Source organism: Paenibacillus praedii (genome assembly GCF_049725345.1).
GTDB lineage: Bacteria > Bacillota > Bacilli > Paenibacillales > Paenibacillaceae > Pristimantibacillus.
Genome location: NZ_JBMWAM010000002.1, coordinates 103,083 through 129,428, shown reverse-complemented (window position 1 = coordinate 129,428; position 26,346 = coordinate 103,083). Strand labels below are relative to the sequence as shown.

Annotated in this window: 30 protein-coding genes and 2 pseudogenes; all 32 read left to right on the top strand. The window is 47.7% G+C overall.

Annotated features, from left to right (window positions below; translation table 11 throughout):
- Positions 1-16 precede the first annotated feature (16 nt).
- The gene (gene spoIVA / locus ACO9K6_RS03145; RefSeq protein WP_424766079.1) at positions 17-1,495 is read left to right on the top strand and encodes a stage IV sporulation protein A; all 1,479 of its coding nucleotides are present in this window, start codon (positions 17-19) and stop codon (positions 1,493-1,495) included.
- Positions 1,496-1,723: 228 nt separating this feature from the next.
- Positions 1,724-1,876 (top strand): annotated as a pseudogene (locus ACO9K6_RS03140) (HU family DNA-binding protein); the annotation flags it as partial.
- Positions 1,877-2,625: 749 nt separating this feature from the next.
- Complete coding sequence (locus ACO9K6_RS03135; protein WP_424766078.1) at positions 2,626-2,826, top strand: hypothetical protein; 201 nt, start codon at positions 2,626-2,628, stop codon at positions 2,824-2,826.
- A 21-nt stretch (positions 2,827-2,847) separates the two neighbouring features.
- On the top strand, positions 2,848-3,348 hold the full coding sequence (locus ACO9K6_RS03130) for a reverse transcriptase domain-containing protein (protein WP_424766077.1): 501 nt from the start codon (positions 2,848-2,850) through the stop codon (positions 3,346-3,348).
- Between the two features lie 421 nt (positions 3,349-3,769).
- Positions 3,770-4,252, top strand: a complete 483-nt coding sequence (locus tag ACO9K6_RS03125) for a hypothetical protein (protein WP_424766249.1) — start codon at positions 3,770-3,772, stop codon at positions 4,250-4,252.
- Positions 4,171-4,380, top strand: a complete 210-nt coding sequence (locus ACO9K6_RS03120) for an HNH endonuclease (RefSeq protein ID WP_424766076.1) — start codon at positions 4,171-4,173, stop codon at positions 4,378-4,380. Before ACO9K6_RS03125 ends, ACO9K6_RS03120 begins: the two co-directional genes overlap by 82 nt.
- A 175-nt stretch (positions 4,381-4,555) precedes the next feature.
- Positions 4,556-4,675: pseudogene (locus ACO9K6_RS03115) on the top strand (HU family DNA-binding protein); the annotation flags it as partial.
- A 143-nt stretch (positions 4,676-4,818) separates the two neighbouring features.
- Positions 4,819-5,040, top strand: a complete 222-nt coding sequence (gene mtrB, locus ACO9K6_RS03110; protein WP_424766075.1) for a trp RNA-binding attenuation protein MtrB — start codon at positions 4,819-4,821, stop codon at positions 5,038-5,040.
- A 156-nt stretch (positions 5,041-5,196) separates the two neighbouring features.
- Positions 5,197-5,772, top strand: coding sequence for a hypothetical protein (locus ACO9K6_RS03105; protein ID WP_424766074.1), 576 nt, complete (start codon positions 5,197-5,199; stop codon positions 5,770-5,772).
- Between the two features lie 122 nt (positions 5,773-5,894).
- Positions 5,895-6,764: a heptaprenyl diphosphate synthase component 1 gene (locus ACO9K6_RS03100; RefSeq protein ID WP_424766073.1), complete on the top strand. Its 870-nt coding sequence runs from the start codon at positions 5,895-5,897 to the stop codon at positions 6,762-6,764.
- A gap of 10 nt (positions 6,765-6,774) precedes the next feature.
- On the top strand, positions 6,775-7,491 hold the full coding sequence (locus ACO9K6_RS03095; RefSeq protein ID WP_424766072.1) for a demethylmenaquinone methyltransferase: 717 nt from the start codon (positions 6,775-6,777) through the stop codon (positions 7,489-7,491).
- The gene (locus tag ACO9K6_RS03090) at positions 7,488-8,363 is read left to right on the top strand and encodes a UbiA-like polyprenyltransferase (RefSeq protein ID WP_424766071.1); all 876 of its coding nucleotides are present in this window, start codon (positions 7,488-7,490) and stop codon (positions 8,361-8,363) included. The genes ACO9K6_RS03095 and ACO9K6_RS03090 overlap by 4 nt, the downstream gene beginning before the upstream one ends.
- Positions 8,364-8,371: 8 nt before the next feature.
- A complete protein-coding gene (locus ACO9K6_RS03085) occupies positions 8,372-9,025 on the top strand; it encodes a UbiX family flavin prenyltransferase (protein ID WP_424766238.1) in 654 nt (217 codons plus the stop codon).
- Positions 8,994-9,842, top strand: a complete 849-nt coding sequence (locus ACO9K6_RS03080; protein WP_424766070.1) for a menaquinone biosynthetic enzyme MqnA/MqnD family protein — start codon at positions 8,994-8,996, stop codon at positions 9,840-9,842. The genes ACO9K6_RS03085 and ACO9K6_RS03080 overlap by 32 nt, the downstream gene beginning before the upstream one ends.
- Positions 9,843-9,850: 8 nt before the next feature.
- Positions 9,851-10,825 carry a polyprenyl synthetase family protein gene (locus ACO9K6_RS03075; RefSeq protein WP_424766069.1) on the top strand — a complete coding sequence of 325 codons (975 nt, stop codon included), beginning with the start codon at positions 9,851-9,853 and terminating at the stop codon, positions 10,823-10,825.
- A 29-nt stretch (positions 10,826-10,854) separates the two neighbouring features.
- Positions 10,855-11,298, top strand: a complete 444-nt coding sequence (gene ndk, locus ACO9K6_RS03070) for a nucleoside-diphosphate kinase (RefSeq protein WP_424766068.1) — start codon at positions 10,855-10,857, stop codon at positions 11,296-11,298.
- Positions 11,299-11,328: 30 nt separating this feature from the next.
- Positions 11,329-12,114, top strand: coding sequence for a CheR family methyltransferase (locus ACO9K6_RS03065; protein ID WP_424766067.1), 786 nt, complete (start codon positions 11,329-11,331; stop codon positions 12,112-12,114).
- A 65-nt stretch (positions 12,115-12,179) separates the two neighbouring features.
- Positions 12,180-12,350: a hypothetical protein gene (locus tag ACO9K6_RS03060; protein WP_424766066.1), complete on the top strand. Its 171-nt coding sequence runs from the start codon at positions 12,180-12,182 to the stop codon at positions 12,348-12,350.
- A gap of 192 nt (positions 12,351-12,542) precedes the next feature.
- On the top strand, positions 12,543-13,712 hold the full coding sequence (gene aroC / locus ACO9K6_RS03055) for a chorismate synthase (protein ID WP_424766065.1): 1,170 nt from the start codon (positions 12,543-12,545) through the stop codon (positions 13,710-13,712).
- 2 nt (positions 13,713-13,714) lie between these two features.
- The gene (aroB, locus tag ACO9K6_RS03050; protein ID WP_424766064.1) at positions 13,715-14,815 is read left to right on the top strand and encodes a 3-dehydroquinate synthase; all 1,101 of its coding nucleotides are present in this window, start codon (positions 13,715-13,717) and stop codon (positions 14,813-14,815) included.
- A complete protein-coding gene (gene aroH, locus ACO9K6_RS03045; protein ID WP_424766063.1) occupies positions 14,815-15,183 on the top strand; it encodes a chorismate mutase in 369 nt (122 codons plus the stop codon). The genes aroB and aroH overlap by 1 nt, the downstream gene beginning before the upstream one ends.
- A gap of 367 nt (positions 15,184-15,550) precedes the next feature.
- A complete protein-coding gene (gene trpE / locus ACO9K6_RS03040) occupies positions 15,551-17,122 on the top strand; it encodes an anthranilate synthase component I (protein WP_424766062.1) in 1,572 nt (523 codons plus the stop codon).
- Complete coding sequence (trpD, locus tag ACO9K6_RS03035; RefSeq protein WP_424766061.1) at positions 17,122-18,174, top strand: anthranilate phosphoribosyltransferase; 1,053 nt, start codon at positions 17,122-17,124, stop codon at positions 18,172-18,174. Before trpE ends, trpD begins: the two co-directional genes overlap by 1 nt.
- Positions 18,161-18,961 carry an indole-3-glycerol phosphate synthase TrpC gene (gene trpC / locus ACO9K6_RS03030; RefSeq protein WP_424766060.1) on the top strand — a complete coding sequence of 267 codons (801 nt, stop codon included), beginning with the start codon at positions 18,161-18,163 and terminating at the stop codon, positions 18,959-18,961. The genes trpD and trpC overlap by 14 nt, the downstream gene beginning before the upstream one ends.
- Positions 18,958-19,635, top strand: a complete 678-nt coding sequence (locus ACO9K6_RS03025; protein ID WP_424766059.1) for a phosphoribosylanthranilate isomerase — start codon at positions 18,958-18,960, stop codon at positions 19,633-19,635. The genes trpC and ACO9K6_RS03025 overlap by 4 nt, the downstream gene beginning before the upstream one ends.
- Positions 19,632-20,837 carry a tryptophan synthase subunit beta gene (gene trpB / locus ACO9K6_RS03020; RefSeq protein ID WP_424766058.1) on the top strand — a complete coding sequence of 402 codons (1,206 nt, stop codon included), beginning with the start codon at positions 19,632-19,634 and terminating at the stop codon, positions 20,835-20,837. The genes ACO9K6_RS03025 and trpB overlap by 4 nt, the downstream gene beginning before the upstream one ends.
- A complete protein-coding gene (gene trpA, locus ACO9K6_RS03015) occupies positions 20,824-21,630 on the top strand; it encodes a tryptophan synthase subunit alpha (RefSeq protein ID WP_424766057.1) in 807 nt (268 codons plus the stop codon). The genes trpB and trpA overlap by 14 nt, the downstream gene beginning before the upstream one ends.
- A gap of 159 nt (positions 21,631-21,789) precedes the next feature.
- On the top strand, positions 21,790-22,887 hold the full coding sequence (hisC, locus tag ACO9K6_RS03010) for a histidinol-phosphate transaminase (protein WP_424766056.1): 1,098 nt from the start codon (positions 21,790-21,792) through the stop codon (positions 22,885-22,887).
- Positions 22,888-22,891: 4 nt separating this feature from the next.
- A complete protein-coding gene (locus ACO9K6_RS03005) occupies positions 22,892-23,983 on the top strand; it encodes a prephenate dehydrogenase (RefSeq protein ID WP_424766055.1) in 1,092 nt (363 codons plus the stop codon).
- 396 nt (positions 23,984-24,379) lie between these two features.
- On the top strand, positions 24,380-24,976 hold the full coding sequence (locus tag ACO9K6_RS03000) for an RNA polymerase sigma factor (protein WP_424766054.1): 597 nt from the start codon (positions 24,380-24,382) through the stop codon (positions 24,974-24,976).
- The gene (locus tag ACO9K6_RS02995) at positions 24,973-25,578 is read left to right on the top strand and encodes an anti-sigma factor (protein ID WP_424766053.1); all 606 of its coding nucleotides are present in this window, start codon (positions 24,973-24,975) and stop codon (positions 25,576-25,578) included. Before ACO9K6_RS03000 ends, ACO9K6_RS02995 begins: the two co-directional genes overlap by 4 nt.
- Before the next feature lie 63 nt (positions 25,579-25,641).
- Entirely contained in the window at positions 25,642-26,220 is a 579-nt protein-coding gene (locus tag ACO9K6_RS02990; RefSeq protein WP_424766052.1) for a histidine phosphatase family protein, read from the top strand.
- Positions 26,221-26,346: the final 126 nt, after the last annotated feature.

Here is a 26,346-nt window from a genome sequence, read left to right as displayed (position 1 = left end):
TGGGAGGGGATATTCAGTGGAGAAAGTGGACATTTTCAAGGACATAGCCGAACGAACCGGCGGGGATATTTACCTCGGGGTTGTCGGGGCGGTCCGGACGGGCAAATCAACATTTATTAAACGGTTTATGGAGACCGTTGTGCTTCCGAACATCACGAACGAATCAGACCGTATCAGAGCTGTAGACGAACTTCCTCAAAGCGCCGCAGGCAAAACGATTATGACAACGGAGCCCAAATTTGTTCCTAATCAAGCGGTTAAGCTTAAGGTTACCGAAGGACTCGAGGTAAACGTAAGACTGGTCGATTGCGTTGGCTATGCCGTAGAAGGCGCCAAGGGCTATGAGGATGAAAATGGACCGCGTATGATCACGACGCCATGGTTCGAAGAACCGATTCCTTTTCAGGAGGCCGCCGAAATTGGAACGCGCAAAGTCATCCAGGAGCATTCCACATTAGGTGTTGTTGTGACAACGGATGGCACGATAGCCGAAATTCCGAGAAGCTCGTATGTGGTAGCTGAGGAGCGGGTCGTTAATGAGCTTAAGGAAGTCGGAAAGCCGTTCGTGCTCATTATTAACTCAACAAGACCAAAAAGCGAAGAAGCGCTGCAGCTTCGGAGTGAGCTTCAAGCAAAGTACGATATTCCGGTTATGACGCTCAGCGCTGCAACAATGGGCGAGGAGGATGTGATTTCCGTTCTCCGTGAGGTGCTGTACGAATTCCCGGTACATGAGGTAAATGTGAATTTGCCGAGCTGGGTTATGGTGCTTAACGATAATCACTGGCTGCGGAGCAATTATGAGAGCTCTGTTCGCGATACGGTGAAGGATATTCGCAGGCTGAGAGACGTCGACCGCGTTGTCACTCAATTTATGGACTACGACTTCATTGCCAAGGCAGGACTAAGCGGGATGAATATGGGGCAGGGTGTTGCAGAAATCGATTTATACGCCCCTGATGAGCTGTACGACCGGATTCTGATGGAGGTTGTAGGCGTTGAGATACGGGGTAAAGATCATTTGTTGCAGCTAATGCAGGATTTCTCTCATGCCAAACGGGAGTATGACCGCTTCGCAGAGGCGCTGGAGATGGTCAAAACAACAGGCTACGGCATTGCTGCACCTTCGCTCGCTGAAATGGCGCTTGATGAGCCTGAGCTCATTCGTCAGGGATCGCGCTTCGGGGTTAGGCTAAAGGCGACAGCGCCGTCCATTCATATGATCCGAGTCGATGTGGAATCGGAATTTGCTCCAATTATCGGCACGGAGAAACAGAGTGAAGAGCTGGTCAGATACTTAATGCAAGATTTTGAGAATGATCCCATTAAAATTTGGGAGTCTGATATATTCGGTCGTTCCCTGCACTCGATCGTTCGTGAGGGCATACAGGGAAAAATCGCAATGATGCCGGACAATGCGCGCTACAAGCTCCAGGAAACGCTCGGACGAATTATCAATGAGGGCTCCGGCGGCCTGATTGCGATCATTTTGTAGCTAAAGCAAAGCATATACGAATAAACCGCTTCGAATATCGAGGCGGTTTTATTTGTATTGCCGGAAAATCGTGTTAGTACTTGAAATTGGCAATCGGCTGTATTACTATAGGTTTGTTCGATCAAAAGGTATATTTTTGAAGATTTCAGTTAATAAGAGGGATAAGATGAGTCTTCATGTGCTTACGAAGTAAGTTTTGCTACGCAAAAATTTTAAGGAGGTGAAACAATGAACAAAACAGATTTGATTGCTAAAGTAGCTGAATTGTCTGATCTTTCTAAGAAGGATGCGACCAAAGCGGTGGATGCCGTTTTTGATGCGATTTCCGATGCGCTGCAAAACGGAGACAAAGTGCAATTGGTTGGTTTTGGTAACTTCGAAGGTGCGGGCTGTTTCCGTATAACTGCCACTGCGGCATAATCGCAGAGACAGGAAAACGGAGGGCAAAGATTTAAGCCCAACTGTATGACTAATTTGTTCGGTGTAATTCCGAGTCGCTTCCAGAGCCTACAAAGGAAGCGTGTCTGAGACTCCTGCATGCGGTGGAGTGGTGGTACACAAACCCGTATGAAGCCAGGTAAAGTCGTAAGTTGACCCATGACGGTTCTCGTCTGTAAAGGTGCATGGGAAGATACTGCGGGACTCTAAGATTAAGCATGGCTAGGAGACTAATCCTTGTCTGACGCGTCGTTATTACCGCCTCCCGACAAACCGTTGGTAGGGATACCCAAGGAAATGAACCACTTCTTTCTTCGATGGTTGTGGTGATCCACGTCTCAACATGACGATGGATAATCAGGCACAGTTAGAAGGCTCTAAACCTGATTCAGATTTCCCGGCGTAAAGAGGAAGCCTAAACTTAATCACTAGGATAAGTCATACGGAACAGTCGAGAGCGAGTAATCAGAGGAGGCATGCCACTGCCGGAGAGCCTGATGAAAGCAGTCAGCAGACCCATAGTAATGATGACGGAATGCCGCTAACATCCCAAAGGTAACGATGGGAGAGGATAAAAACATTCCTGAGTGAAGGGGTCTAGTCGGATAAGAACATTGACGAAAAGCCAAGTGCGTCTAAACGAGGCAAGTCCGAGTCAATCAGCTAACCTGTCAAACTACTTTTAAGGTGGGATGACATGGGGTTCAAAGGACGCACAAATCGCAGGTGAATCCGATCTGGTTGAATTCCAAGATAAGGTATATGAGGTTTCGAAAGAAAACAAACCCATCTACAATCTTGTGGACTTCATGAAGTCTGATGCAGTCATTGACAAAGCCATCCACAACATCAAGTCGAATCATGGCTCGAAAGCGGCAGGAGCTGATGGGTAAACCATTAACGACTAATTGCAGATGGATACGTTAGAACTGCTCGACTTAATCAAAGATCAGATTGACAACTACAATCCGCAGGCAGTTCTTCGGAGATACATTCCGAACAGTAACGGTAAGCTTAGACCGTTAGGGATTCCAATCATAGTTGACCGGATAATTCAAGAGATTGCTCGAATGGGATTAGAACCATATGCCGAGACCAAATTTTTGGAATACAGCTATGGATTCAGACCTTACCGCAGCACAGAGCATGCAATAGCCAGATTAGTTCAATGTATCAACCATAAGTACTACACAGCTATTGAGGGCGATATCAAGGGCTGCTTTGATAATATCAACCACAATAAACTCATTGAACTCCTTTGGAATATGGGCATCAAGAATAAAAGATTCCTTATGCTTATTAAAAAGATGCTCAAAGCCAAAATCTCTGATGATGGTGCCACGCACAAGAAATGGTCGCACCATCGTCGAAAAGGATTACCGATTACTGAAGAAAAAGTCAGTCGCCAAACATGAACCCGTTCATCTAATTAGATACGCGGAGGATTGGATTATCATGTGCCATGATGCAGCATATGCCGAAAAACTGTTGAATTAGATTGAGAAGTATCTCTCTCACCAGCTAGATTTAGATCTTTCAAGAGGGAAAACTCTAATCACGGACTGTCAAAAGCATCCGATAAAATTCCTCGGGTTCCACATATATGCGCAAAAGAAGAGGTTAGATGAGATCATTGTTGCCAAGGTCATCCCCGATATGGACAGAGTAAAGCCTAAACTGAGGGAGATCTGCGACGATATCAATCAACTTCGACGGCACAAGAACCTCTCGGACAGATTGGAAAAGATCGAGCTAATTAACTCGAAAGTAATTGGGGGTAACGAACGACTATAGTATCGGGATCTCTAAGGCTTTATTTCCAAGATGGACAATGCGATGGTTCGCTCGATGATCGGCACCTTCAGAAAACTATACGGAAGCAACTACACAAAGCATGTCGTGCAACTCAAAGATCTTTCAAATCGGGTCGTTAGACACGAAGGGTATACGATGAAAACCTATGCAGAGTTCTTCAACGAATCTTGCAAGGTTGGATTTACAAGAGCCTCGTGTACAAAGGTTCAATATGCCAGAATATACGATCCCAAGTGGAAGCCGTATACGAAGGATGGAAGAGCTTTGTGGCGTGAAGCAAACCAGAAACTCAGGAAGCTTCATTTGGATGACATTTGGACGAATGATGATATGCTTGGAATTTACGCTAGGAACAATAACTACCGTCATAATTTCGAGTATTACATGAACCGACCTTATGCCATTAAGCGCGATAAAGTGAAATGTGTGTGTTGCAAAAATTTGTTTACCCTCACAACGTGGAGGTACATCATCGCAAGCCGTACCTTTCAATTGACAAGGTAAACAAGGTCCCGAATCTGGTTACCTTATGCCCAAACTGTCATAATCAGCTCCATTGTGGTGTACAGACAATGGATAGGAAAATTCGGACGACGCTTTTAAAGCTCCAAGAGGAGCTACTAAAAGGATAGGTAGTTGTTGGCGAGGCAAAGTAGTCCCAACTCTTAAGCTCGGGTGACTGAGCCCGTAGAGAGCCTCTTAGAGGCATCTTATTCGATGGAACGCCGTATGCGGTGAAAGCCGCACGTACGGTGTGGGATGGGGGAAAACTCGGAGGTCATACCGAAGAGTTACCTATCATCATTTCGTGAGCGTCAGGCCCGTAAAGGCCGCAACCCGCAAACGGGGGAAGAAATCGAAATCGCAGCTAGCAAAACACCTGCTTTTAAACCAGGAAAATCACTTAAGGACCTTGTATCCAATTAGGTATTCGTATACAAGCGACGCTCGAGCGGAATGCCGTTCGAGCGTTTTTTAGTGATTTAGGTGAGTTCAGACATTGCACAAATGATCGACTTCCACTATAATTCACATGGACGGTTTGGAATATCGGATGCGGAGGGATAACGATGGAGCCTACTCATGGCGAGTATATAATTGTCAAAGCAAAGGACCAGGGTGTACAAGTCATCGGTTTGACACGCGGACAAGATACGAAGTTTCATCACACGGAGAAGCTGGACAAAAATGAAATATTAATTTGTCAATTTACTGACCACACGTCGGCGATTAAAATTCGCGGCAAAGCTGTAGTTATGACGAAATACGGCACGATGGAAACGGATCAATAGCACGAAGGCGCAGAGCAGGCGAAGCCTGCTTTTTCTATGCCCTGCATGCTCTTTCGAATAATCAACCTTCTGCGCTCGTACAATGGTGTATATGCTATTTTTACAATGAGAAACATTAGGATAGAGCGCAGAATAATAGATTTTTGGAGGTGCAGGGTGAAAATCATAAAACCATGGATGACCGCTTGGGCTGCTGTGCTTGCGGTGCTCTTATTACTAAGCTGGCTGCCGGATAAATCCAGGCAGCATCCCTCCAATGGGAGCGAGGTTGCTGTTTTTCAGACTACGCCTGCCGTTCGTGTTACCAATAATAATTTAGTGGATGTCCTCATCGCGGCAAAATTGAATGAGCGTCTAAATAAAGCAGAGTGGGGGAGCGGCGTTTTGTCCGTTGAAATAATGGTAAATGCAGCAAATGGACGTCCCTCCGCATGGTTTCAGGATGTTCAAAAGCTCGTTCGCACTTCTTTCCTGCAACTGCAAAACGTAAAGCGTGTGCTGATCAGAATTGTAGATGAGGAGCCGGAGGGCAGCTCGCTGCTGGCAGCCGTTGACGTCAGAAAATCGGACAGTTGGCTGCTTCAGGATATGGATGCTCTAGTCCACGCAGATCCGGTGCATGATGTGCTTTGGCGTGAAAGGCTGAGAGTCAGCTTCACTTCGGCATGGGAGGAACGCTTCGGTCCCGTTTCGGGTTTCTCGGCCAACCAAGCGGATAACGAGAGCCCTTGAACGGTGGATGTTGCAAAATGTTGAACAACAGATGGAATCGTATGCTCTTTAGAAAAAGTTATGCTATAATAGTTTAGATTATTGAGCGGCGATTTGCGCTTCTCTGTTCGGAGGCTTACCCCATGAAACCATATCGTATTACTGAAATCACTCAAAAGTACACCAAGTATGACATGATTCAAACACATACAGAGCTTCCGGAGCTTTCGGATTCAAGACTACGCGCTCTATATGCGTTTCTAGACCAACAGCCTTCAGTCTCAAAACATAGCGAGCTTTTTACGGTTGTAACTTCTCTTGTACAGCTTGGCATGGATACGCATGATCTGATAGACACAGACGAGGAGAAGCGAACTGAGCCTGAAATGCGTTCAAGGCAGCTTAAGGTTCTTGCTGGCGACTATTTTAGTGCAAGGTTTTATCAATTGCTGGCACAAGCCGGTCAAATTGACATGGTATCCAAGATTAGCAGTGCTGTAAGTGAGGTTAACCGGCTGAAAGTGAACCTATATGTGCGCATGAGACAGCTGAAAGTAACAGCTGAAGATTATCTGAACGCGGTCGTTCAGTTGAAAAGCACGTTGTTTCAGCTTTTTTCCGGCGTTTTAGAGGGCACATTATCACGTGCTTGGTTAGAAGTTCTAATTGACATCAGCCGCTGCGAGGTCGTACTCGAAGAGCTTGAGCGGAGCGAGAGCCCCTCTAGATTCGATAAGAGCTGGGCTTACTGGCATGTCATGCAAGAAGGAACAGAGGAGGAGCGGGAGCGGTTGTCCCTGCATCCTAACGAGCCTGCATTTATTGCAGGATTAGTGGAAAAATATGATGTGCGCAGTCAGCTTTCTAACAAGCTGAAGCAGTCTGCTGAGGCAGTAAAAGAAATCGCAGGCAAGCTGGAATCGGACAAGTTACTCGGTGAAATGATTCAAATCGTCGATGCGCTATTAAACAAACGAACCGATTATATACCTGCATTCAACGAGACGAGGTGACTTGAAAACGATGGATACGAACTCTAAAAGTCATGTCCATGGCGTGTTTGAACGTATTGCGCCAAAATATGATTTTATGAATGATCTAATCAGCTTTCGCAGACATAAAGCATGGCGTAAATTCACGATGAAGAAGATGGACGTTCAGCCAGGGCAAACCGCGATCGATCTTTGCTGCGGCACCTGTGACTGGACGATCGCACTCGCTGATGCCAGTGTGACAGGGAAAATCATCGGTCTGGATTTTAGTCAGAACATGCTCGATGTCGGTGCGGTCAAATTAGACAAGCTGGGCTTAAGCAAGCAAATAACACTCGTACAAGGCAATGCAATGAGCCTGCCCTTCGAGGATAACTCCTTTGACTACGCTACGATAGGCTTCGGTCTTCGTAATGTTCCGGACTACCTGCAGGTGCTGAAAGAAATGAGGCGTGTTGTCAAGCCGGGCGGACAAATCGTTTGCTTAGAGGTGTCGAAGCCGACCTGGCAGCCGTTTAAGGGCATGTATAATTTGTATTTCGGGCGTATTTTGCCACTTATGGGGAAAATTGTTGCGAAGCGCTTTGATGAATACAAGTGGCTGCCTGAATCGCTCAAAATGTTCCCTGGTCGTGCGGAGCTGGCAAAACTATTTGAAGAGGCCGGGTTGACGCAGGTGAAAGCTTATCCTCTGACTGGCGGAGTAGCGGCGCTGCATATGGGAACAAAGGAGAAGGAACAGCAATGATTCGCAAATTAGGCATTATTCTTGAAATGATTAAATTTGAACATACTGTTTTTGCATTGCCATTCGCTTTTATGGGCGCAATATTAGGCGCTGTGGTGATGGAGCAGCGACTTCCTTCTTGGGCAGAAATCGGCTGGATTACGCTAGCTATGTTCGGTGCCCGCAGCGCAGCCATGAGCTTAAATCGTTTGATAGATAAAGCGATTGATTTGCGCAATCCGCGCACGGAGAAGCGGGCGCTTCCAGCCGGCTTGCTGAAATCGGCGGAGGTTCTGCTTTTTATTATTGTTTCATTTGCGCTTATGTTTGTAGCAACCGTTAATTTGGCGCCAATTGCCCTTAAGCTTATGCCAATCGCAGTTGTATTTCTCGTATTGTATTCGTACACGAAGCGCTTTACATGGCTTTGTCATATTTTTCTTGGTTTTACTATTGCTCTGTCGCCGCTTGGCGGCTGGGTGGCGGTTACAGGCGGCTTTGATCTGGCAGCGTGGCTGTTATACGTTACAGTAGCTCTTTGGATTGCTGGGTTTGATATTATTTATGCGACGCAGGATTACGAGTATGATCGAAATGCAGGCTTGTATTCGATACCTGCACGATTTGGCATTGCTGGCGCTCTTTGGATCGCGCGATCTCTGCATTTGCTGACGGCAATCGGCTTTATCGCTTTATTTTGGATAACAGAGCTGGGCTGGATGTATTTGCTTGGAACGATCATTTCAATTGGACTACTGTTCTATCAGCACCGTCTTGTGCGACCCAACGATTTGTCTCGCGTTCAAACCGCATTTTTCGGTATGAACGGCACGTTAAGCGTCTTGTTATTCTTATTTACCATCGTTGATCTTCTGGTTCTGCGTCAATGGTAGAAAGGATGATGAATGTGAATGAAGTAAGCTGGCAGCGCCGCTGGGTTGTAGGGATTACGGGTGCCAGCGGCTCTATTTATGGCATTCGACTTATCGAAGAGCTGCTGCGCCTGGACTGCCAGGTTCATCTCATCATTACAGAAGCAGGCTGGCGTGTATTGAAGGAAGAGATGGGCTGGGAAACTTCACGGAGGGCAGCTGCGCTAGAGCAGCGTTTTGGAGAGGCAGTACAAAATGGCAGACTCGTTTTTCACCCGAATGCAGACATTGGCGCAACGATTGCCAGCGGCTCCTTCCGGGTTCAAGGTATGGTTATCATGCCCTGTTCAATGGGGACACTGTCGTCCATTGCCCATGGCAGCTCAAATAATTTAATGGCACGAGCGGCAGATGTTATGATGAAGGAGAACAGAACTCTGCTCCTCGTGCCTAGAGAAACACCGCTGCATGCGATACATTTGGAAAATATGCTGACTTTAGCTCGTTTAGGCGTAAGGATGATTCCTGCTATGCCGGCTTTTTATTACAAGCCGCAATCGATGGCAGAGATGATTGATTTCATGGTTGGCAAAGTGCTGGATAATATGAATATTGAACATGATTTGTACAGAAGATGGGGAGATGAGCAGAATGGGCCTAAATCGCCCGATCACCATCGGTAGAATTGATTATGCGAATGCATGGCCGCTTTTTCACAAATTCGAAGCGCATGCAGCTTTAAATAGCTATGAAGTGATACCGCGTGTACCTTCTGAATTAAACCGATTGCTTCAAACCGGAGCGCTCGACGTGTCGGCGATATCCTCGTTCTCCTACGGACAAAATGCTAACGATTATTTATTACTGCCTCATCTGTCTGTAGGCTCAGTCGGACCTGTGAAATCGATACTCTTGTTCATGAAAGAACCGATTGATCGTAAGAGACCCGAGAAAATTGCGGTCACGACAACCTCCGCAACCTCAATTAATTTACTGAAAATAATTATGAAGATGTATTACGAGTGCAGCCCGCAGTATGTGGAGGCCGCACCCGTGCTCGAGAGCATGCTGGAATCGACTGATGCAGCTTTAATTATAGGTGATCCTGCCATTGAAGCCTCCTGGAAAGAGCATGGTCTCCATGTTCTGGATCTCGGACAATTGTGGAATGAATGGACTGGACTCGGTATGACCTACGCTGTTGTCGCGGCAAGAAAGGAATTCGCCAAAGCAGCGCCGGATCTTATGCAAGCCGTTTATCAAGCATTTATTGCGAGCAAGCAGTATAATAAACAGCATCTTGATCCGCTTATTGCCTATGCTTGTTCACGTCTTGGCGGGGAGTCCATGTATTGGAATATGTACTTTCATTCGCTTCAATACGATTTTGGGAGCAAGCTGCAAGAAGGACTTAAGTTATATTTCCGCTATTCAAAGCAGCTTGGTCTGCTTGCGAATGATGTGGAGCTTACTTTTTTTGAAGACCAATCTGCCCAATAGGTGAAAGAATGAAACTACTAGACTTGTATGCAAAGATGAAAGGCGATCTTAATCAAATAGAGGATGAGCTTGAGCGCAGCGTGTCTGATGACCATGTGCTTCTGAGCGATGCTTCCTTGCATTTGCTCAAAGCGGGAGGCAAAAGGATTAGACCCGTATTCGTATTGCTCGCGGGGAAATTCGGCGATTACCGGCTTGATGTCATGAAGCGGATCGCCGTTCCTCTGGAGCTTATCCATATGGCTTCCCTCGTGCATGACGATGTTATCGATGATGCAGAGACGCGGCGAGGCCAGCTTACCGTTAAAGCCAAATGGGATAACAGAATTGCCATGTATACCGGCGATTATATTCATGGCAAAGCATTAACGATAGCTGCACAGCTTCCGAACCCGCAGATCCATCAAATTTTATCCAATGCGCTCGTTCAAATGTGTATCGGCGAGATGGAGCAAATTCGCGATTTTTTCAATACGGATCAGACGATTCGCAATTACCTGCTTCGTATTCGGCGCAAAACGGCATTATTAATCGCGATAAGCTGTCAGCTTGGCGCTGTTGGAGCGAATACGGATCGCAAGATAGCGAATCAGCTATACCGATTTGGATACAATGTGGGTATGGCTTTTCAAATCCGTGACGATTTGCTAGACCTGTACGGAACAGAAAAACAAATCGGCAAACCGCCAGGCTCCGATATGAGGCAAGGGAACATTACGCTGCCGGTTATTTTGGCACTTAGGGACATGAGAATAAGAGAACCGCTGCTGAGAGAGATTGCTGTTATTCGAGAGCATGGAGGTCAAAAGGATGCCGGCTGCGCGATCGAGATGATACGTAAAAGCGAGGGCGGCGACCTTGCAGATCAGCTCGCGAACCGTTACATAAAAAAAGCGCTGCAAGCATTAGAGAGTTTGCCAAATGTGTCGGCGAAAAAGAACTTGACTGATATTGCTCACTTTGTTGGAAAACGTAATTATTAATTCATTGAACTGGAAAGGAATGGTTGACGATGGAGAGAACGTTTTTAATGATTAAGCCTGATGGCGTGCAGCGCGGCTTAATCGGGGAAATCGTATCAAGGTTTGAACGAAAGGGACTGCAGCTGTCTGCAGCCAAATTTATGATCATCAGCCAAGAGCTTGCGGAAATACACTATGCAGAGCATAAGGGTAAAGGCTTTTATGAGCCGCTGCTTACTTTTATTACGTCGGGCCCAGTATTTGCCATGGTATGGCAGGGTGACAATGTGATTGCCCTTTCACGTGCATTAATCGGGAAAACAGATGCGCTGGATGCTCTTCCTGGCACGATTCGTTCTGATTTTGCCGTACATACGAATTTCAACTTAATTCATGGTTCAGATTCTATCGCTAATGCGGAAAGAGAAATTGGCATTTTCTTCTCTCCTTCGGAACTGGTAAGCTATGAACATACTATTCAACGGTGGGTTTGATCTGCGAATCTGTTAACGATGGAGGCATCTATGCTGGAGGATCGTGATTTTACACAATTTATTATACGGATAAAGCAGAAGACCGATATTGATTTGTCGCAGTATAAGGAAGCTCAAATGAAGCGCAGGCTTACGACTTTACGGATGAAGCATGGCTTTCAGACGTTCGAGGAGTATTGGAAGGCGATAGAGCAGAATCGGAGCATGATGAATGAATTTCTCGATCGCATGACGATCAACGTTTCTGAATTTTATCGGAATCCTTCCAGGTGGGAAGTGCTTCAAAACCGTTTTTTACCGGAGATGCTAAAAAAGGAGAATCGGCTTAAGGTATGGAGCGCGGCCTGTTCAACCGGGGAGGAGCCCTATACGCTTGCGATGATTCTTTCTGAACTGGGAGTTTTACAGCGTACCGCTTTGCATGCGACAGATTTGGATTCGAATGTGCTGCAGAAGGCGAAGGAGGGCAATTACTTGGAGCGCTCCTTGCGTGACGTTCCAGTTGACTGCCGCCAGAAGTATTTCAAGCAGGACGATGGCGCTTTTCTTGTATCCGAGCAGTTAAAGCAGCATATTCAGTTTAAACAGCAAAATTTGCTTCATGATCCTTTTGACCATTCATTTGATTTGATTGTATGTCGGAATGTTATGATCTATTTTACTGAGGAAGCGAAAAATCTGCTGTATCACAAATTTGCTAAAGCGCTTAAGCCGAGCGGTCTGCTGTTTGTTGGCAGCACGGAGCAAATCTTCTCACCATCGCAATATGGCTTTGAGACGGCGGATACATTCTTTTATCGCCGTGCTGAAGGGTAATGTATACCTCCTTCCATCTTCTCCAATACTAATCTTATCCAAAGGATTTGGAGGATGAAGCGGGAATGGATAAGCGGAAGGTAATAGCCGCCTATAGGCGGGGATTTATTACGATACAGGAATGCGCACAAATTATTGGCGTTGACAGTGGACAAATGGCGAGACTCGTAAATGATTCGCTGTTGCTGAATGATGGGCTGGCTCATCGTGAAAAACGACCGATTAACAGCGTATAGGCGCACGACGATTAGACGGGCTTGTTTGTCTTCTTAGAAGGCAAGCAAGCCTTTTGTCATTGCTGCTCTGCCCGTTTTCACGAGGTCCGTATTCTTGTCAAACCTGTATTGCTGTACTATAATGAGCAAAGATGTTTAGTGCAGTAAAGCACAGCAGGCGCTTAGATGCTTGCTTTGAAGGAGGAGCTTTCGTTGAGTTTAAGGTATTTGACAGCGGGGGAAACCCACGGACCCCAATTAACAGCTATTATCGAAGGTTTGCCTAGCAATCTTACGCTCGATTTCGAGGAATTGAATTTTCAACTGCATCGCCGCCAGAAGGGCCATGGCCGTGGACGCCGGATGCAAATTGAGAAGGATACGGCAAACATTGTAGGCGGTGTGCGTCACGGCAAAACGACTGGAGCTCCAGTCGCGGTTGTCGTAGCGAACAATGACTGGAAGCATTGGACAACGGTAATGAACATTGAACCGATTGAAGGCAGCGATGAAGAGAAGCGACGTGTTCATCGCCCGCGTCCTGGTCACGCGGATTTGAACGGAGGCTTGAAATATAACCTGAAGGATTTGCGTAATGTGCTCGAACGCTCCAGTGCCCGTGAGACGGCAGCGCGTGTAGCGGTGGGAGCTATTGCCCGTCAGCTGCTTGCAGAGTTCGGAATCAAGGTAGCAGGACAGGTTATTCGCATCGGTGAAATCGAAGCGCCTGCCAATCAGCTTCCTGTAGACGAGCTGATCCGCTTGACGGAGGAATCGTCGGTTCGTGTAGTTGATAAGGAAACGGAAGACAAGATGACGGCTTATATTGATCAAATTAAAGCCGAGGGCGATTCCATCGGCGGCATCGTGGAATGCATTATTGAAGGCGCTCCGGTTGGATTGGGCAGCCATGTGCAATGGGATCGAAAGCTTGATGGGCGAATCGCGCAAGCCGTTATGTCCATTAATGCCTTCAAAGGCTGCGAAATCGGAATTGGCTTTGAAGCGGCTAAGCTTCGCGGATCTCAGGTACATGATGAAATTATGTATGATGCTAAGCGCGGATATCATCGGGCAACGAACCGTCTAGGCGGCTTCGAAGGCGGAATGACAAATGGAGAGCAAATTGTTGTGCGCGGCGTAATGAAGCCGATACCGACGCTTTATAAGCCGCTTCGCAGCGTCGATATCGATACGAAGGAGCCCTTCACGGCTCAAGTAGAGCGTTCCGACAGCTGCGCCGTTCCTGCAGCGAGTGTAGTGATGGAGCATGTTGTGGCCTGGGAAGTAGCCAAGGCGTTTCTTGAGAAGTTCGGCGGCGATTCCATTGAAGAAATTCGCGCGAATTTGAACAGCTATCAAGAGCAGCTGGAACGGTACTAAGCATGCGTGAGCTTACAGTTGAATTAGGTGACCGCTCTTATCCCATCTATATCGGGGAGGGCCTCCTGCAGGAGGCCTCCTCTTATTTCGAGAAGCACGGCATTAGCAAAAAATCTCCCCTTATGATCATTACAGACATTCATGTAGCGAAGCTTCATTTGCAAGCGCTTGAAACGGAGCTGGCCGAGGGAGGCTTCAAGACGGTTAGCGCTGTCGTGCCGTCAGGAGAAAGCTCGAAATCGCTTGTGATGCTTGAGAGCCTTGTCACGAAAGCGCTGGAAGCCGGTCTTGATCGCAAGTCTGCGATTATAGCGCTTGGCGGCGGGGTCGTAGGCGATCTTGCAGGCTTCGTTGCAGCTTCTTACATGCGGGGGATTAAGTTTGTCCAGGTTCCAACAACTATTTTGGCTCATGATAGCAGCGTGGGCGGAAAAGTAGCGGTGAATCATCCGCTTGCCAAAAATATAATTGGCGCATTCCATCAGCCTGAGCTCGTATTGTATGATTTACAAACCCTTCAATCTCTGCCTCCCCGTGAAGTGAAGGCCGGATTGTCCGAGGTTGTAAAACACGGGTTGATATGGGACAGCGCATTTGTCGATTGGTGCGATGAGAATGCTGAGAAGCTGCTGGCGCTTGATCCAGAAGCGCTGGGCTATGCGCTTTACAAAGGCTGCAGCGTGAAGGCGGCAGTCGTGTCGCAGGATGAGCGGGAAAATGACCTTCGTGCGATTTTGAATCTAGGCCATACGATAGGTCATGCTTTGGAAGCCGTTGCCGGCTATAACGAGCTGCTGCACGGCGAAGCGATTTCGATCGGCATGATCGGCTCGGCTAAGCTGGGATTGCGTTATGGTGCACCTGAAGAAGTGTACACGGTAACAAAGAAGGTGCTTTCGAAGAGTGGTCTACCTATACGGCTGCCTGGGCATTTTGACGTGGACGCGATTATGGATGCGATGATGCACGACAAGAAATTTACGGAGGGCACCATGGTTTTCGTCGTCCCGACAGCAGTAGGCAAAGTGGAAATCATGCCGAATGTTCCGGTGCAGTGGGTAAGAGAGATCGTAGAGCAATTGAAACAGGAGGGCGAACTGTAATGAGTGTTAGAGGTATTCGTGGTGCGATTACCGTTGATGTCAACGAGGAGCAGTCAATCCTAAACGCAACGATCGAAATGCTTCATGAAATTGTTGCGCAAAATGAAATTGTGCCAGATGACATTTGCAGCGTGTTCGTGACAGTGACGAACGATCTAGATGAGACGTTCCCCGCTCGTGCGATTCGCCAAATGAAGGGCTGGGAGCTGGTGCCGCTGATGTGCGCGCTGGAGGTTCCTGTCAAAGGCAGTCTGGAGCGCTGTATCCGTTTAATGGTGCTGATTAATACTGACAAGACACAAGCGGAAGTTCGCCATGTCTATTTAAACGGAGCACAAGCTCTTCGTCCTGATTTATCCAAGGTCTAATCTTATTCATTTCGTATGGTATGTCTCACTTCGTAAATTTATCAAGGTTGACGCACGGCCGTTCGGTGTTGTATATTGAATAACGTAAGTGAGAGTAGATGAGCAGTTTTTGAGCAGAGCCTAGATGAGTCGAGATTAGCTGAGAGAAGCAGAGTAGAGTAGTTGCCATTATGGATAGGAAAGAGCTGAGTTTTCTTTCGTGTGTATCACAGAGAGGACAAAAGTGCTGTTTCGCCGTATTCGCGATTATATCTTTTTCCGCTTACACACTTTCGTCATCATCTAAACGAACGCTCCTGCTCAGGCAGGAGCTTTTTTTGTTTTAAAGATTAACACATTAATGAAAATTTCAGGGAGGTTGTTCGAAATGTCAAACGAGCTGCAGCATGTTACACGTCTTGCCGGTCAATACAATTTAATTCCTATCGTTCGTTATATGATGGCCGACACGGAAACGCCAATTCGGCTGTTTCAGCATTTTGCCAAGGAGAAGCATGCATTTTTGCTGGAAAGCGTAGAGGGCGGCGCGAAATGGGCTCGTTATTCATTTATCGGAACAGATCCCTTTATGATGCTTTATGGAAAAAATGGGGAAATGGTGCTTGAGCATAACGGTGAGAAGCATACGCTGAACGACAAACCGATCGAGCTGCTTAAAGCGCATTTACGTTCCTTCCGCAGCCCGTCGCTGCCGGAGCTGCCCCCATTCACAGGCGGAGCGATCGGATTTTTCGGCTATGATCTGCTGCAGTATTACGAGAAGCTTCCAGCTCACAGAGTGGATGATTTGAATATGAACGATATGCAGTTCATGTTCTGCGATCAAGTCATCGTGTTCGACCATTTCAAGCAGCAGCTGCAAATTGTCGGAAATGTTCATATTGCAGACGGTGCAACAGATGCTGAAATAGCGAAAGCCTATGCTGCTGCAGCGGATAAGATTGAAGCTACAATCGAGCGTCTGCAGCATCCCGTATCGATACCGGTTACGTCAGGCCCGTCCATTAAGGTGGATCATGAGCTTGGCGATATTCAATCGAATGTAACGAAGGAGCAGTTCATCTCAAACGTTGAACAAGCGAAGCAGTATATTCGGGCAGGCGATATTTTCCAGGTTGTATTGTCCCAACGCTTTAGCATTGAAACGGATATTGATCCGCTGCATGTGTATCGCGTCCTTCGGACGATGAATCCTTCTCCGTATATGTACTATTTGAAAATGGGAGAAGAGGTTATTGTCGGTACTTCGCCAGAGGCACTCGTTAAGGTGGACGGAGATCGCGTGGAGACCAGACCGATAGCAGGCACAAGGCCTCGCGGGAAAACGCCGGAAGAGGATAAAGCACTGGAGCTCGAGCTGCTTACGGACGAGAAGGAGCGTGCCGAGCATCTGATGCTTGTTGATCTCGGACGTAATGATATCGGCCGCGTATCAGAGTTTGGCACGGTGAAATGTGATTCCTTTATGGAAATCGAACGATACTCGCATGTTATGCATATCGTCTCGAATGTATCCGGGAAGCTGTCCAAAGACAAGGATTTCTTTGATGCCTTCATATCTTGTTTGCCGGCAGGAACCGTTTCCGGCGCTCCGAAGCTAAGAGCGATGGAAATTATTGCGGAGCTGGAAAATGAGGCGCGTGGTGCTTACGCAGGGGCGATCGGATATTTAGGCTTCGGAGGCTCGATGGACACCTGCATTACGATCCGGACGATTATTTTCAAGCAGGGCAAAGCCTATGTCCAAGCCGGAGCCGGGATTGTATGGGATTCGGTGCCGGAAAGCGAATATATGGAAACCGTGAATAAAGCCAAGGGCATGCTGAAGGCCATCCGAACCGCTGAAGCGATTTTTGCGAAGCCGGTGGAACGTGCGGACACCTTCAATTCCATTAATATGGATTACTACGTCAACGCGGGAGAGGGGCTTGGTCAGTAATGCAAGCGACCGAAATGATCACGATGCAGCAAGCGCTTGGTCAGCTAATTGGCGGTTCAGACTTGACTAGAGAGCAAGCGAAGGCCGTCATGAACATCATGATGAGCGGTGAAGCGACAGCTGCGCAAATTGCTGGCGTTATTACGGCGATGCGGATGAAGGGCGAGACGAAGGACGAGATTACAGGCTTTGCGGAAGTGATGCGCGAACATTCGAGCCATGTCGTAACGGAACAGGAGGGGCTGCTGGATACCTGCGGGACAGGCGGTTCAGGCATTCATAAATTCAATATTTCTACGGCTTCCTCGATCATTGCCGCCGCCGCAGGCATTCGTGTCGCGAAGCACGGCAACCGGGCGATGTCTGGCAAAGCAGGAAGCGCAGATGTGCTTGAAGCGCTTGGCGTTCAGATTACGATCACCCCAGAGCAAGCGGCGCAATGCCTGAACGATATCGGCATTTGCTTCATGTTCGCACAGCTGTATCATCCATCGCTGCGCCACGCGGCAGCGCCTAGGCGCGAGCTTGGCGTGCGGACGATATTTAACATGCTTGGTCCGCTAACCAATCCTGCAGGCGCAGACCGTCAGCTTCTTGGCCTCTATGATCGTTCACGCACCTCAACGGTAGCGGAAGTGCTGGGTGAGCTAGGTTTGAAGCGAGCGATGGTCGTTAGCAGTCATGACGGGTTAGACGAGATCAGCATATCGGCGGCGACACAAATCTCGGAGCTTCGGGATGGTGAAGTAATAACCTATGAAATTACGCCTGAGGAGCTCGGGCTGGCACGCTCGCCAATTTCTGAGGTGATGGGTGGTGAGCCTGCCGTGAATGCCGCTTTAATTCGTGCAATTTTTGCTGGCGAGCAGCGCGGTGCTTACAGGGATATCGTGCTGGCTAATGCTGGCGCATGCATCTATGTAGGCGGCGCCGCAGCATCGATTCGTGATGGTGCCCGGTTGGCAGCAGAGGTTATTGACTCTGGCAAGGCAGAGCAAAAGCTGATAAGTCTTATTCAAACGACGGGAGAGTTGGCACATGTTTCTGGATAAAATTGTAGCAACCAAACGCGTGGAAGTTGAGGAGCTTGCAGCTCATTTTAATCATGCAGAGGCTGAGAAAAAAATTGCTGAGCTGGAGTCTTGCCGCGGCTTTGAACGGGCTTTATCTTCAGCAGTCCGTCATCGCAGCATGGGGCTTATCGCTGAGGTGAAGAAGGCCTCGCCTTCCAAAGGGTTAATTCGCCCGGATTTTGAACCAACAAGGCTGGCTGCAGCCTATGAAGCAGCTGGAGCGGATTGTATATCGGTATTAACAGACCGTGATTATTTTCAAGGCTCCAATGCTTTTTTGAGCGCGGTACACGACACGGTAAAGGTACCGCTGCTCCGCAAAGATTTTACGATTGATTACCGTCAAATTTATGAGGCCCGCCTAATCGGCGCTGACGCGATTTTGCTGATTGCAGCGATCTTAACTCAAGCGCAGCTTGGGGAGTTTCATGATATCGCAAAATCGATTGGCATGGATGTTCTCGTAGAGGTGCACAATCGAGAGGAATTAGAGGGAGTCCTGGAGCTTGGGAAAGCAACCCTCATCGGCATTAACAATCGCGATTTGAAATCCTTCGTCACGGATCTGAAAACAACCGAAGCGCTTATTAGCCTGATGCCGAAGGATGTAACGATTATAAGCGAAAGCGGCATTGCCGGTAAGCCGGACATGGACTACCTGCAGTCGATAGGCGCGCATGGCGTGTTGATCGGCGAGCATTTTATGCGTCGTGACGATGTTAGCGGAGCGGTAAACGATCTAATGGGCGCGGTGACTGTTCGATGATGCAGCCGCCGCGCATCAAAATATGCGGACTAAGAGACGTTTCTACGATCGAAGCGATGAACGATTTGCCGATACATGAAATCGGTTTTGTATTCGCTCCGAGCAAGCGGCAGGTAGACAAGTCGACCGCTGCACAATTAATTGAGGCCGCTCACCGCTTAAAGTCAGCGGGAGGCAGTAGGCCGCAAACCGTGGGTGTGTTCGTTAATGAAGATTTTGATGCCATCGAAGCGATTTTAAAGGCAGCGCCCCTTGATGTCGTACAACTGCATGGCAGCGAATCCGCTTCGTTTTGCAGCGAAGTACGCAAACGGCTGGGCGTGAACGTGTGGAAAGTGTTTTCGATTAAAAAGGATGTTGAGCTCAGTCAGTTTGAAAATGCGTTCGAGCAGCTTTCTCCCTATAAGGAGGCTGTTGATGCTGTATTGATCGATGCGCCTGGCGGCGGAACCGGCGAGACCTTTAATTGGCAGGCGATTGAAGCCTACAAGAAGGCAGTGGACCAATTGGATCTAACGTTATATGTGGCTGGCGGTTTGCATGAAGGCAATGTACAGGAGCTGCTGCGAACCTATGCGCCTGACGGTATTGATGTATCCAGCGGAGTGGAGACGGATGGACGTAAGGATATCGATAAAATCCGATTATTTGTGAGAAGGGTGATGGAAGCATGACACAAGTACCAGACCAGAATGGCCGCTTCGGCAAGTTCGGCGGACGCTACGTTCCAGAAACGCTGATGAATGCCTTGCTTGAGCTGGAGGAGGCGTATCAGCATTATTCCAAGGATCCTGCATTTCAGGATGAGGTACGCTACTTGCTGCATAAATATTCAGGAAGACCAACCTCGCTCTATTATGCCGAGCGTCTCACTCAGCATCTTGGGGGAGCGAAAATATACTTAAAGCGCGAGGATCTGAATCATACGGGCGCGCATAAAATTAACAATACGATTGGTCAAGGCGTGCTCGCTAAGCGAATGGGCAAATCCAAAATTATAGCCGAAACCGGCGCGGGACAGCATGGGGTCGCATCAGCAACGATAGCAGCCCTGCTTGGTTTGGAATGCAAAGTATTTATGGGCGAAGAGGATATGAAGCGTCAGCAGCTTAACGTATTTCGGATGCAGCTTCTAGGCTCTGAGGTTGTTCCCGTGACATCCGGAACGCGCACGCTGAAGGATGCCTGCAATGAAACGCTTCGTTACTGGGTAAGCCATGTAGACGATACGTATTATATTCTGGGCTCCGTTACCGGACCTCATCCTTATCCGATGATGGTTCGTGATTTCCAACGTATTATTGGAGACGAGGCCCGTCAGCAAATTTTGACGGATGAAGGCAGATTGCCGGATTACGTCGTTGCGGCAGTAGGCGGGGGAAGCAATGCAATGGGCATTTTCTATCCATTCGTTGAAGATGAGAGTGTACGTTTACTAGGTGTAGAGGCTGCCGGACGAGGGATAGAAACCATCGAGCATGCTGCGACCATGACCATGGGGCGTCATGGCGTTTTCCAAGGCTCGATGAGCTATGTGCTGCAGGACGAGCATGGCCAGGTTCAGCCTGCCCATTCCATCTCAGCAGGCTTGGATTATCCGGGTATCGGTCCGGAGCATGCTTATTTGAAGGATAGCGGCCGTGCGGAGTACGTGCCTGTAACCGATGCGGAGGCACTAGAGGCGCTGCAGCTGCTTTCACGTACGGAAGGCATTATTCCAGCGCTGGAATCTGCTCATGCTATTGCGCAAACGATGAAGCTTGCTCCAACACTGGATAAAGATAAAGTAATCGTTGTTAGCCTGTCAGGCCGCGGGGATAAAGACGTAGAAGCGATTATGAGTTATTTGGGAGGCAGTGTAAATGAATCTCATTGATAAAGTATTCGCAGATTTGAAGGCGCAAGGCCGGACAGCGCTCATTCCGTTCGTAACGATGGGTGATCCTGATCTATTGACGTCCGTTGAAATCATTAAGACATTAGAGCAAGCAGGGGCGGATATGATTGAGCTTGGTGTTCCGTATTCCGATCCGCTCGCGGACGGGCCTGTCATCCAGCGCGCTTCCGAGCGTGCGCTGACGAATCACATTACACTTAAGGATTGTATCCATGTAGCTGAGCAAGCTCGCGAGGCGGGCGTGAAGCTGCCGTTTATTTTGTTTACTTATTACAATCCTGTGTTCCAATTTGGGCTGAATGCCTTCTTCGAGCTCGTGAAGAGCAAAGGCATCAGCGGTCTCATTATTCCAGATTTGCCAATGGAAGAGGATGAAGAGGTTAGACAGCTAGCGGAAGCGGCTGATGTCCATCTCATTCCGCTTGTCGCGCCTACCTCGAAAGACCGTGTCGTACGAATTTCGCGGAAGGCGAAGGGTTTTGTGTATTGCGTCTCTTCGCTAGGAGTTACTGGGGTAAGAGCAGATTTTCATACGGGCATTGACGATTTTCTTGCAACCGTACGCGAAGCGACGGATTTGCCAATTGCTGTCGGTTTCGGTATTTCCAGCCGTGAGCAGGTCAAGCGATTTGAAAACCAGTGCGATGGCGTCATTGTAGGCAGCGCGATCGTACGTACGATAGAAGACGCAATCCCATTCCTTCGCGATGATAGCAAGCGGGAAGCGGGTCTAAAGCAAATTGGCGATTTTGTCGCGCAGCTCAAAGGATAGCAGTTGGTCTCACATGACATAAGGGCAGGCGTATTGGTTCAAGCAGACCATGGGCCTGCCCCTTCTTTGCTTAAAAACACTTTAAAACCGCAAACAGATATGAGACAATGTATGACATGTAAGAAGGCCAGTTAACTATATAAAAGAGGTGAACGGCTCATGCAGCCAAAAAGTAATATCGTCCACCTTCCTGTCTATCAGCCTGGGAAACCGGTTGAAGACGTTAAGAGGGAGTTAGGTTTAACCGAAGTGATTAAGCTTGCTTCAAACGAGAATCCGTTCGGCAGCTCCGAAAAGGCCAAAGCGGCAGTAATGGAAGAGATAAACAATTTTAATATTTATCCGGATGGGGCGAGCGTTGAGCTTACAGCCGCACTAGCGGCAGAGCTCGGTGTTGAAACGAACCAAATTATTTTCGGTACGGGCTCCAGTGATATTATCCTTATGCTTGCCAGGGCGTTTCTCGTCCCGGGTGATGAGACGATCATGGCGGACGAAACCTTTTCCCAATATAAACATAACGCGGAAATCGAAAATGCGCGTATTATCGAGGTGCCATTATTAGAAGGTAAGCATGATTTGCCCGCTATGCTGGCTAAAGTGAATAATCGCACAAAAATAATATGGATATGTAATCCAAATAACCCGACAGGCACCATTGTAACACTGCCGGAGCTATCTGCATTCCTTGAGCAGGTGCCGAGCGACGTACTCGTTGTACTGGATGAAGCCTACGGCGAATATATCGAGGATCCAGCGTTTCCGAACGGCGTGAAATTGATTAGCGAGTTCCGAAATCTGATCGTGCTGCGCACATTCTCGAAAATTTATGGTTTAGCTGCGCTGCGGATCGGCTACGGTATCGGGCATCCAGACGTTATTCGGTTTACTAACCAAGTTCGTGAGCCGTTTAATACGTCCAGAGTGGCGCAAGCAGCAGCGAAGGCTGCATTAGCGGATAAGGCCTTTATTACATACTGCCGCGAGCAAAACAAGCAAGGAATCGTTTATCTTTGCGAGCAGTTTGATCGATTAGGTCTACCTTACTTACCTGCATATGGAAATTTTGTAATGGTCGACGTAAAACGTCCATCGCCTGAGGTGTTCGACGCGTTGTTGCGCAGAGGCATCATTTCCAGATCCCGCTGGACCTATTACCCGAACCATATTCGGATATCGGTAGGTACGATGGAGCAGAATGAGAAATTTATTGCAGCGTTAGAACAAGTGTTGCAGGAAGAGACGGTGCAAGGATAAAGCTATGACAACAGTTGCGATTTTTGGAGTTGGACTGATTGGAGGTTCCATAGCCTTATGCCTAAAAGGAAAGCCAGGTATAACGGTTATCGGGCATTCGAATCGTCCTTCTCAAGTAGAGAAATACTTACAAAGAGGCGTTGTCGATTATGCGACGACGTCGATGCAGGAGGCCGCGGAGCAGGCTGATTTTATTTTCATCTGCGTGCCTGTCGGTAATTTAGAGGAATATATTAATAAGCTAAGTACCTTTCAATTGAAGCCAGGCTGCATTATTACGGATGCAGGCAGCACCAAAGCTTCCGTTATGGAGTGCGCCAGAAAGCTAGATTTCGGCAGTGTGATTTTTATCGGAGGACATCCCATGGCAGGCTCGGAACGCTCAGGGGTGGAGGCGGCATCCTCGCATCTATATGAGAACGCCTATTATGTTCTGACGCCCGATGATCATACGCCGGAGGAAGCCGTTGAACGTCTAGTTGAGCTTCTGAGCCATACGAAGGCGAATATGGTTCGGGTGGATGCGCAGGAGCATGATGAAATCGTTGGTGCGATTAGTCATTTGCCGCATATGATTGCGGTATCTTTAGTAAATCAAGTCAGAGGCTACAATGAGCATAACCACCTATATGAATCATTGGCGGCAGGCGGCTTCCGTGACATCACACGCATCGCATCAGGCGATCCGATTGTATGGCGTGATATTCTCATTAATAACAGAGACATACTCCTTCGTTTGCTAAAGGATTGGCGTGCGGAAACGGATAAATTCGTTACTATGCTGGAGAGTGCAGATGGTGACGCAATCGCCGAAGCTTTCCGCGAAGCCGGTCAATTTCGCAGTAAAATGCCGGAGCGCCGCAAAGGCATGATTCATTCGACCTTTGATTGCTATGTTGATGTGCCCGATCATCCTGGTATTATCGGTAAAATAACGAGCGAGCTTGGTAATAGTCTTATTAATCTGAGCAATATTCAAATTATTGAGAGCAGGGAGGACGTGCCGGGTATTCTTAGGCTGTCTTTCCGGAGTCAGGAATATTTGGATCAGGCGATTAAACTGCTCACCGCTAATGGATATGACGTACACCTCTAAGGGTGTACGTCATTTTATCGAAAAAACGCTTACAAAATTGTTCTAATAAAAATGAAAACGCTTATTGACAATTTGGAAGCGTATACATATAATAAAAGTACAGTATGGTTTCTCTCCACTCCTATCCAAATCCTTCGCACTTTGTGCGAACCACCTTTATAGGTGGTTTTTTTTTGTCCATTTTATGGATACGGTGAAATATGCGTCAGTTGTAATCAAATTGCATATTATCCTTTTGTCGAATACGGCAGGAATTTGGACTTGTAACACGAATTGTATGTATACTCGTATTTTTTGAATTTTTTATGATAAAGACCGCAACTTTTCGCTCCTGGAACGGTACAAATGAAGAGACGTTCCCGGGGATAATCCGCAGGTGGAGGAGGTTCGCCTGTCATGACTGATTCCCAATTAATACGTGAAATAAAGGATGGCAATGTCGAGCTGTACTCCGAGCTTATGCGGCGCTATCAACGTAAAATATTAGCCTTTATCTATCATATGCTGAAGAGTGCCAAGCTGGAGCTGCTGGCCGAGGACTTGTGCTCAGAAACCTTTTACAAAGCCTATCGCAGCCTTCATTCGTTTCGCGAATTGGACGCTTCTTTTTCGACATGGCTATATACCATTGCACGCAATACAGTTTTAAGCGAGCTTCGGAAACAAAAATCAGCGCATGTGTCGCTTGATGAATCAACCTTTGAGCCGGTCGCGGCGTTTGATGCCGCCCCTGAGCAGCATGTGCTCCGCAATGAACGTATGGCAATGGTTCGTGAAGCGATAAACAACTTACCAGAGAAGCAACGCTCAGCACTTATTCTTCGGGAATATGACCAGCTGGACTATCAAGAAATCGCAAATATTTTAGGGCAAACGGTTAGTTCCGTTAAATCACTGCTATTCCGAGCGAGAGCAAGCGTCAAAGCGCAGCTGGAGCCATATTTCGGACAGTCGCCGTTGATGGAAGAATACGAAGGGATGAAAACGCGATGAATTGCAATGATGTGCAAGACAAATTCGGCGACTACTGGGAATTATCAGAGCAGGATGAGGATCGCAAAGCGATAGATCTTCATCTGCTTGAATGCAAAGCATGTACAGAGCAATTTCGGATTTGGGAGGAAAGCGAGGATTTGATACGTTTTTTTTCTGAAGAAGAAGAGTTGATCGGTCCGACGGAGCATGTCAATCGCAATGTAATGGAACGTATCTATGCGGAGCAATCATGGCTGATGCCGGTTCCGCACAAAAGTTACCAATTCTCGAAATCCTTCCGCCGAAATTTTGCGCTTATCGTTGCTGCATGTATGGCCATGTTTGCCAGTGCTTTTTTTGTATTTATATTCGACAGCCAAGAGGATGCGGCACAAGCTCAAATTGCTGAGCTGACGGGCTTAATGGATACAGCTAACGCCTCTGGGGATGGACTTACGGTCAGTGCAGGCTTTTATGCGGAAATTCCGGTTGCCAGCATCAGCGATCCTTTCGTGTTAAAGGTAGTTCCTGCCTTTCCGCAATATTATGTTGCCTTATCGCTGCTTGGCATCATTATGACATTGCTGATATTGAATTGGTTGTCTAGAACACGAAGCTAATAAGAGGTTTAATGAAGCTCCTGCGGGAGCTTTTGTTATATAGAAAAGGGGCTGTGAGCAGATATGTTGATTGGTTGGGTTCGTCACGGGAAGACGGATTGGAATGCCGAGGGGAAAATACAAGGCCAAACCGATATTCCCTTGAATGCCGAGGGTGTCCGTCAGGCGAATGCGCTTGCCGAACGTTTATACAAGGAGGAACGAATCTGGGACGCGGTAATTTCCAGTGATTTACAGCGTGCTTACGCTACCGCAGAGATTATAGCGGAAAAGCTTGAAATTCCATTGCTGGAAGGCGATAAACGGCTGCGTGAAAGATACTTTGGCGAGGTTGAAGGGACGTTGGAGCAGGAACGTCTATTGCGCTGGGGGAAGGATTGGCGAAATACCGCTAGCGGCGTAGAGACTGATGTAGACGTAACGAGACGTGGACTAAACGCTCTGAAGCAGTGGCAGCTAGAGCACAAGGAACGCAGACTGCTTGTTGTATCGCATGGAAGCTTTCTTGCTCAAATATTTTCTGCGCTATGCTCGCAGCTTGAGGATCAGCATTTAAATAATCTTTCTTATTCTATATTAGAGTTCAGAGAGGAAATGTGGCATCCGCAGCTCTATAACTGCACCAAACATCTCCTTCCATAATCCATAACAAGCGGCATTCTTCACTAGCGTAGTGGAGGATGTTTTTTTTATGCAAAATCGAACGAGGATCAGGTTATAAATATGAAGAAATTTTCCCATAATGGTATAAACAACGACGAACTGTCG

What these genes read in the sequence shown, in the direction of transcription:
- ACO9K6_RS03120 (WP_424766076.1), top strand. Translation starts at nt 4,171, where the DNA reads ATGTGTGTGTTGCAAAAATTTGTTTACCCTCACAACGTGGAGGTACAT.
- ACO9K6_RS02990 (WP_424766052.1), top strand. Translation starts at nt 25,642, where the DNA reads ATGTTGATTGGTTGGGTTCGTCACGGGAAGACGGATTGGAATGCCGAG.
- trpB (WP_424766058.1), top strand. Translation starts at nt 19,632, where the DNA reads ATGACACAAGTACCAGACCAGAATGGCCGCTTCGGCAAGTTCGGCGGA.
- ACO9K6_RS03005 (WP_424766055.1), top strand. Translation starts at nt 22,892, where the DNA reads ATGACAACAGTTGCGATTTTTGGAGTTGGACTGATTGGAGGTTCCATA.
- ACO9K6_RS03095 (WP_424766072.1), top strand. Translation starts at nt 6,775, where the DNA reads ATGGATACGAACTCTAAAAGTCATGTCCATGGCGTGTTTGAACGTATT.
- ACO9K6_RS02995 (WP_424766053.1), top strand. Translation starts at nt 24,973, where the DNA reads ATGAATTGCAATGATGTGCAAGACAAATTCGGCGACTACTGGGAATTA.
- ACO9K6_RS03090 (WP_424766071.1), top strand. Translation starts at nt 7,488, where the DNA reads ATGATTCGCAAATTAGGCATTATTCTTGAAATGATTAAATTTGAACAT.
- ACO9K6_RS03085 (WP_424766238.1), top strand. Translation starts at nt 8,372, where the DNA reads ATGAATGTGAATGAAGTAAGCTGGCAGCGCCGCTGGGTTGTAGGGATT.
- ACO9K6_RS03060 (WP_424766066.1), top strand. Translation starts at nt 12,180, where the DNA reads ATGGATAAGCGGAAGGTAATAGCCGCCTATAGGCGGGGATTTATTACG.
- ACO9K6_RS03135 (WP_424766078.1), top strand. Translation starts at nt 2,626, where the DNA reads ATGACATGGGGTTCAAAGGACGCACAAATCGCAGGTGAATCCGATCTG.
- aroH (WP_424766063.1), top strand. Translation starts at nt 14,815, where the DNA reads ATGAGTGTTAGAGGTATTCGTGGTGCGATTACCGTTGATGTCAACGAG.
- ACO9K6_RS03130 (WP_424766077.1), top strand. Translation starts at nt 2,848, where the DNA reads ATGGATACGTTAGAACTGCTCGACTTAATCAAAGATCAGATTGACAAC.
- ACO9K6_RS03000 (WP_424766054.1), top strand. Translation starts at nt 24,380, where the DNA reads ATGACTGATTCCCAATTAATACGTGAAATAAAGGATGGCAATGTCGAG.
- trpE (WP_424766062.1), top strand. Translation starts at nt 15,551, where the DNA reads ATGTCAAACGAGCTGCAGCATGTTACACGTCTTGCCGGTCAATACAAT.
- mtrB (WP_424766075.1), top strand. Translation starts at nt 4,819, where the DNA reads ATGGAGCCTACTCATGGCGAGTATATAATTGTCAAAGCAAAGGACCAG.
- ACO9K6_RS03065 (WP_424766067.1), top strand. Translation starts at nt 11,329, where the DNA reads ATGCTGGAGGATCGTGATTTTACACAATTTATTATACGGATAAAGCAG.
- ACO9K6_RS03100 (WP_424766073.1), top strand. Translation starts at nt 5,895, where the DNA reads ATGAAACCATATCGTATTACTGAAATCACTCAAAAGTACACCAAGTAT.
- trpD (WP_424766061.1), top strand. Translation starts at nt 17,122, where the DNA reads ATGCAAGCGACCGAAATGATCACGATGCAGCAAGCGCTTGGTCAGCTA.
- trpA (WP_424766057.1), top strand. Translation starts at nt 20,824, where the DNA reads ATGAATCTCATTGATAAAGTATTCGCAGATTTGAAGGCGCAAGGCCGG.
- ACO9K6_RS03075 (WP_424766069.1), top strand. Translation starts at nt 9,851, where the DNA reads ATGAAACTACTAGACTTGTATGCAAAGATGAAAGGCGATCTTAATCAA.
- trpC (WP_424766060.1), top strand. Translation starts at nt 18,161, where the DNA reads ATGTTTCTGGATAAAATTGTAGCAACCAAACGCGTGGAAGTTGAGGAG.
- hisC (WP_424766056.1), top strand. Translation starts at nt 21,790, where the DNA reads ATGCAGCCAAAAAGTAATATCGTCCACCTTCCTGTCTATCAGCCTGGG.
- aroB (WP_424766064.1), top strand. Translation starts at nt 13,715, where the DNA reads ATGCGTGAGCTTACAGTTGAATTAGGTGACCGCTCTTATCCCATCTAT.
- ACO9K6_RS03125 (WP_424766249.1), top strand. Translation starts at nt 3,770, where the DNA reads ATGGTTCGCTCGATGATCGGCACCTTCAGAAAACTATACGGAAGCAAC.
- ndk (WP_424766068.1), top strand. Translation starts at nt 10,855, where the DNA reads ATGGAGAGAACGTTTTTAATGATTAAGCCTGATGGCGTGCAGCGCGGC.
- ACO9K6_RS03025 (WP_424766059.1), top strand. Translation starts at nt 18,958, where the DNA reads ATGATGCAGCCGCCGCGCATCAAAATATGCGGACTAAGAGACGTTTCT.
- ACO9K6_RS03080 (WP_424766070.1), top strand. Translation starts at nt 8,994, where the DNA reads ATGGGCCTAAATCGCCCGATCACCATCGGTAGAATTGATTATGCGAAT.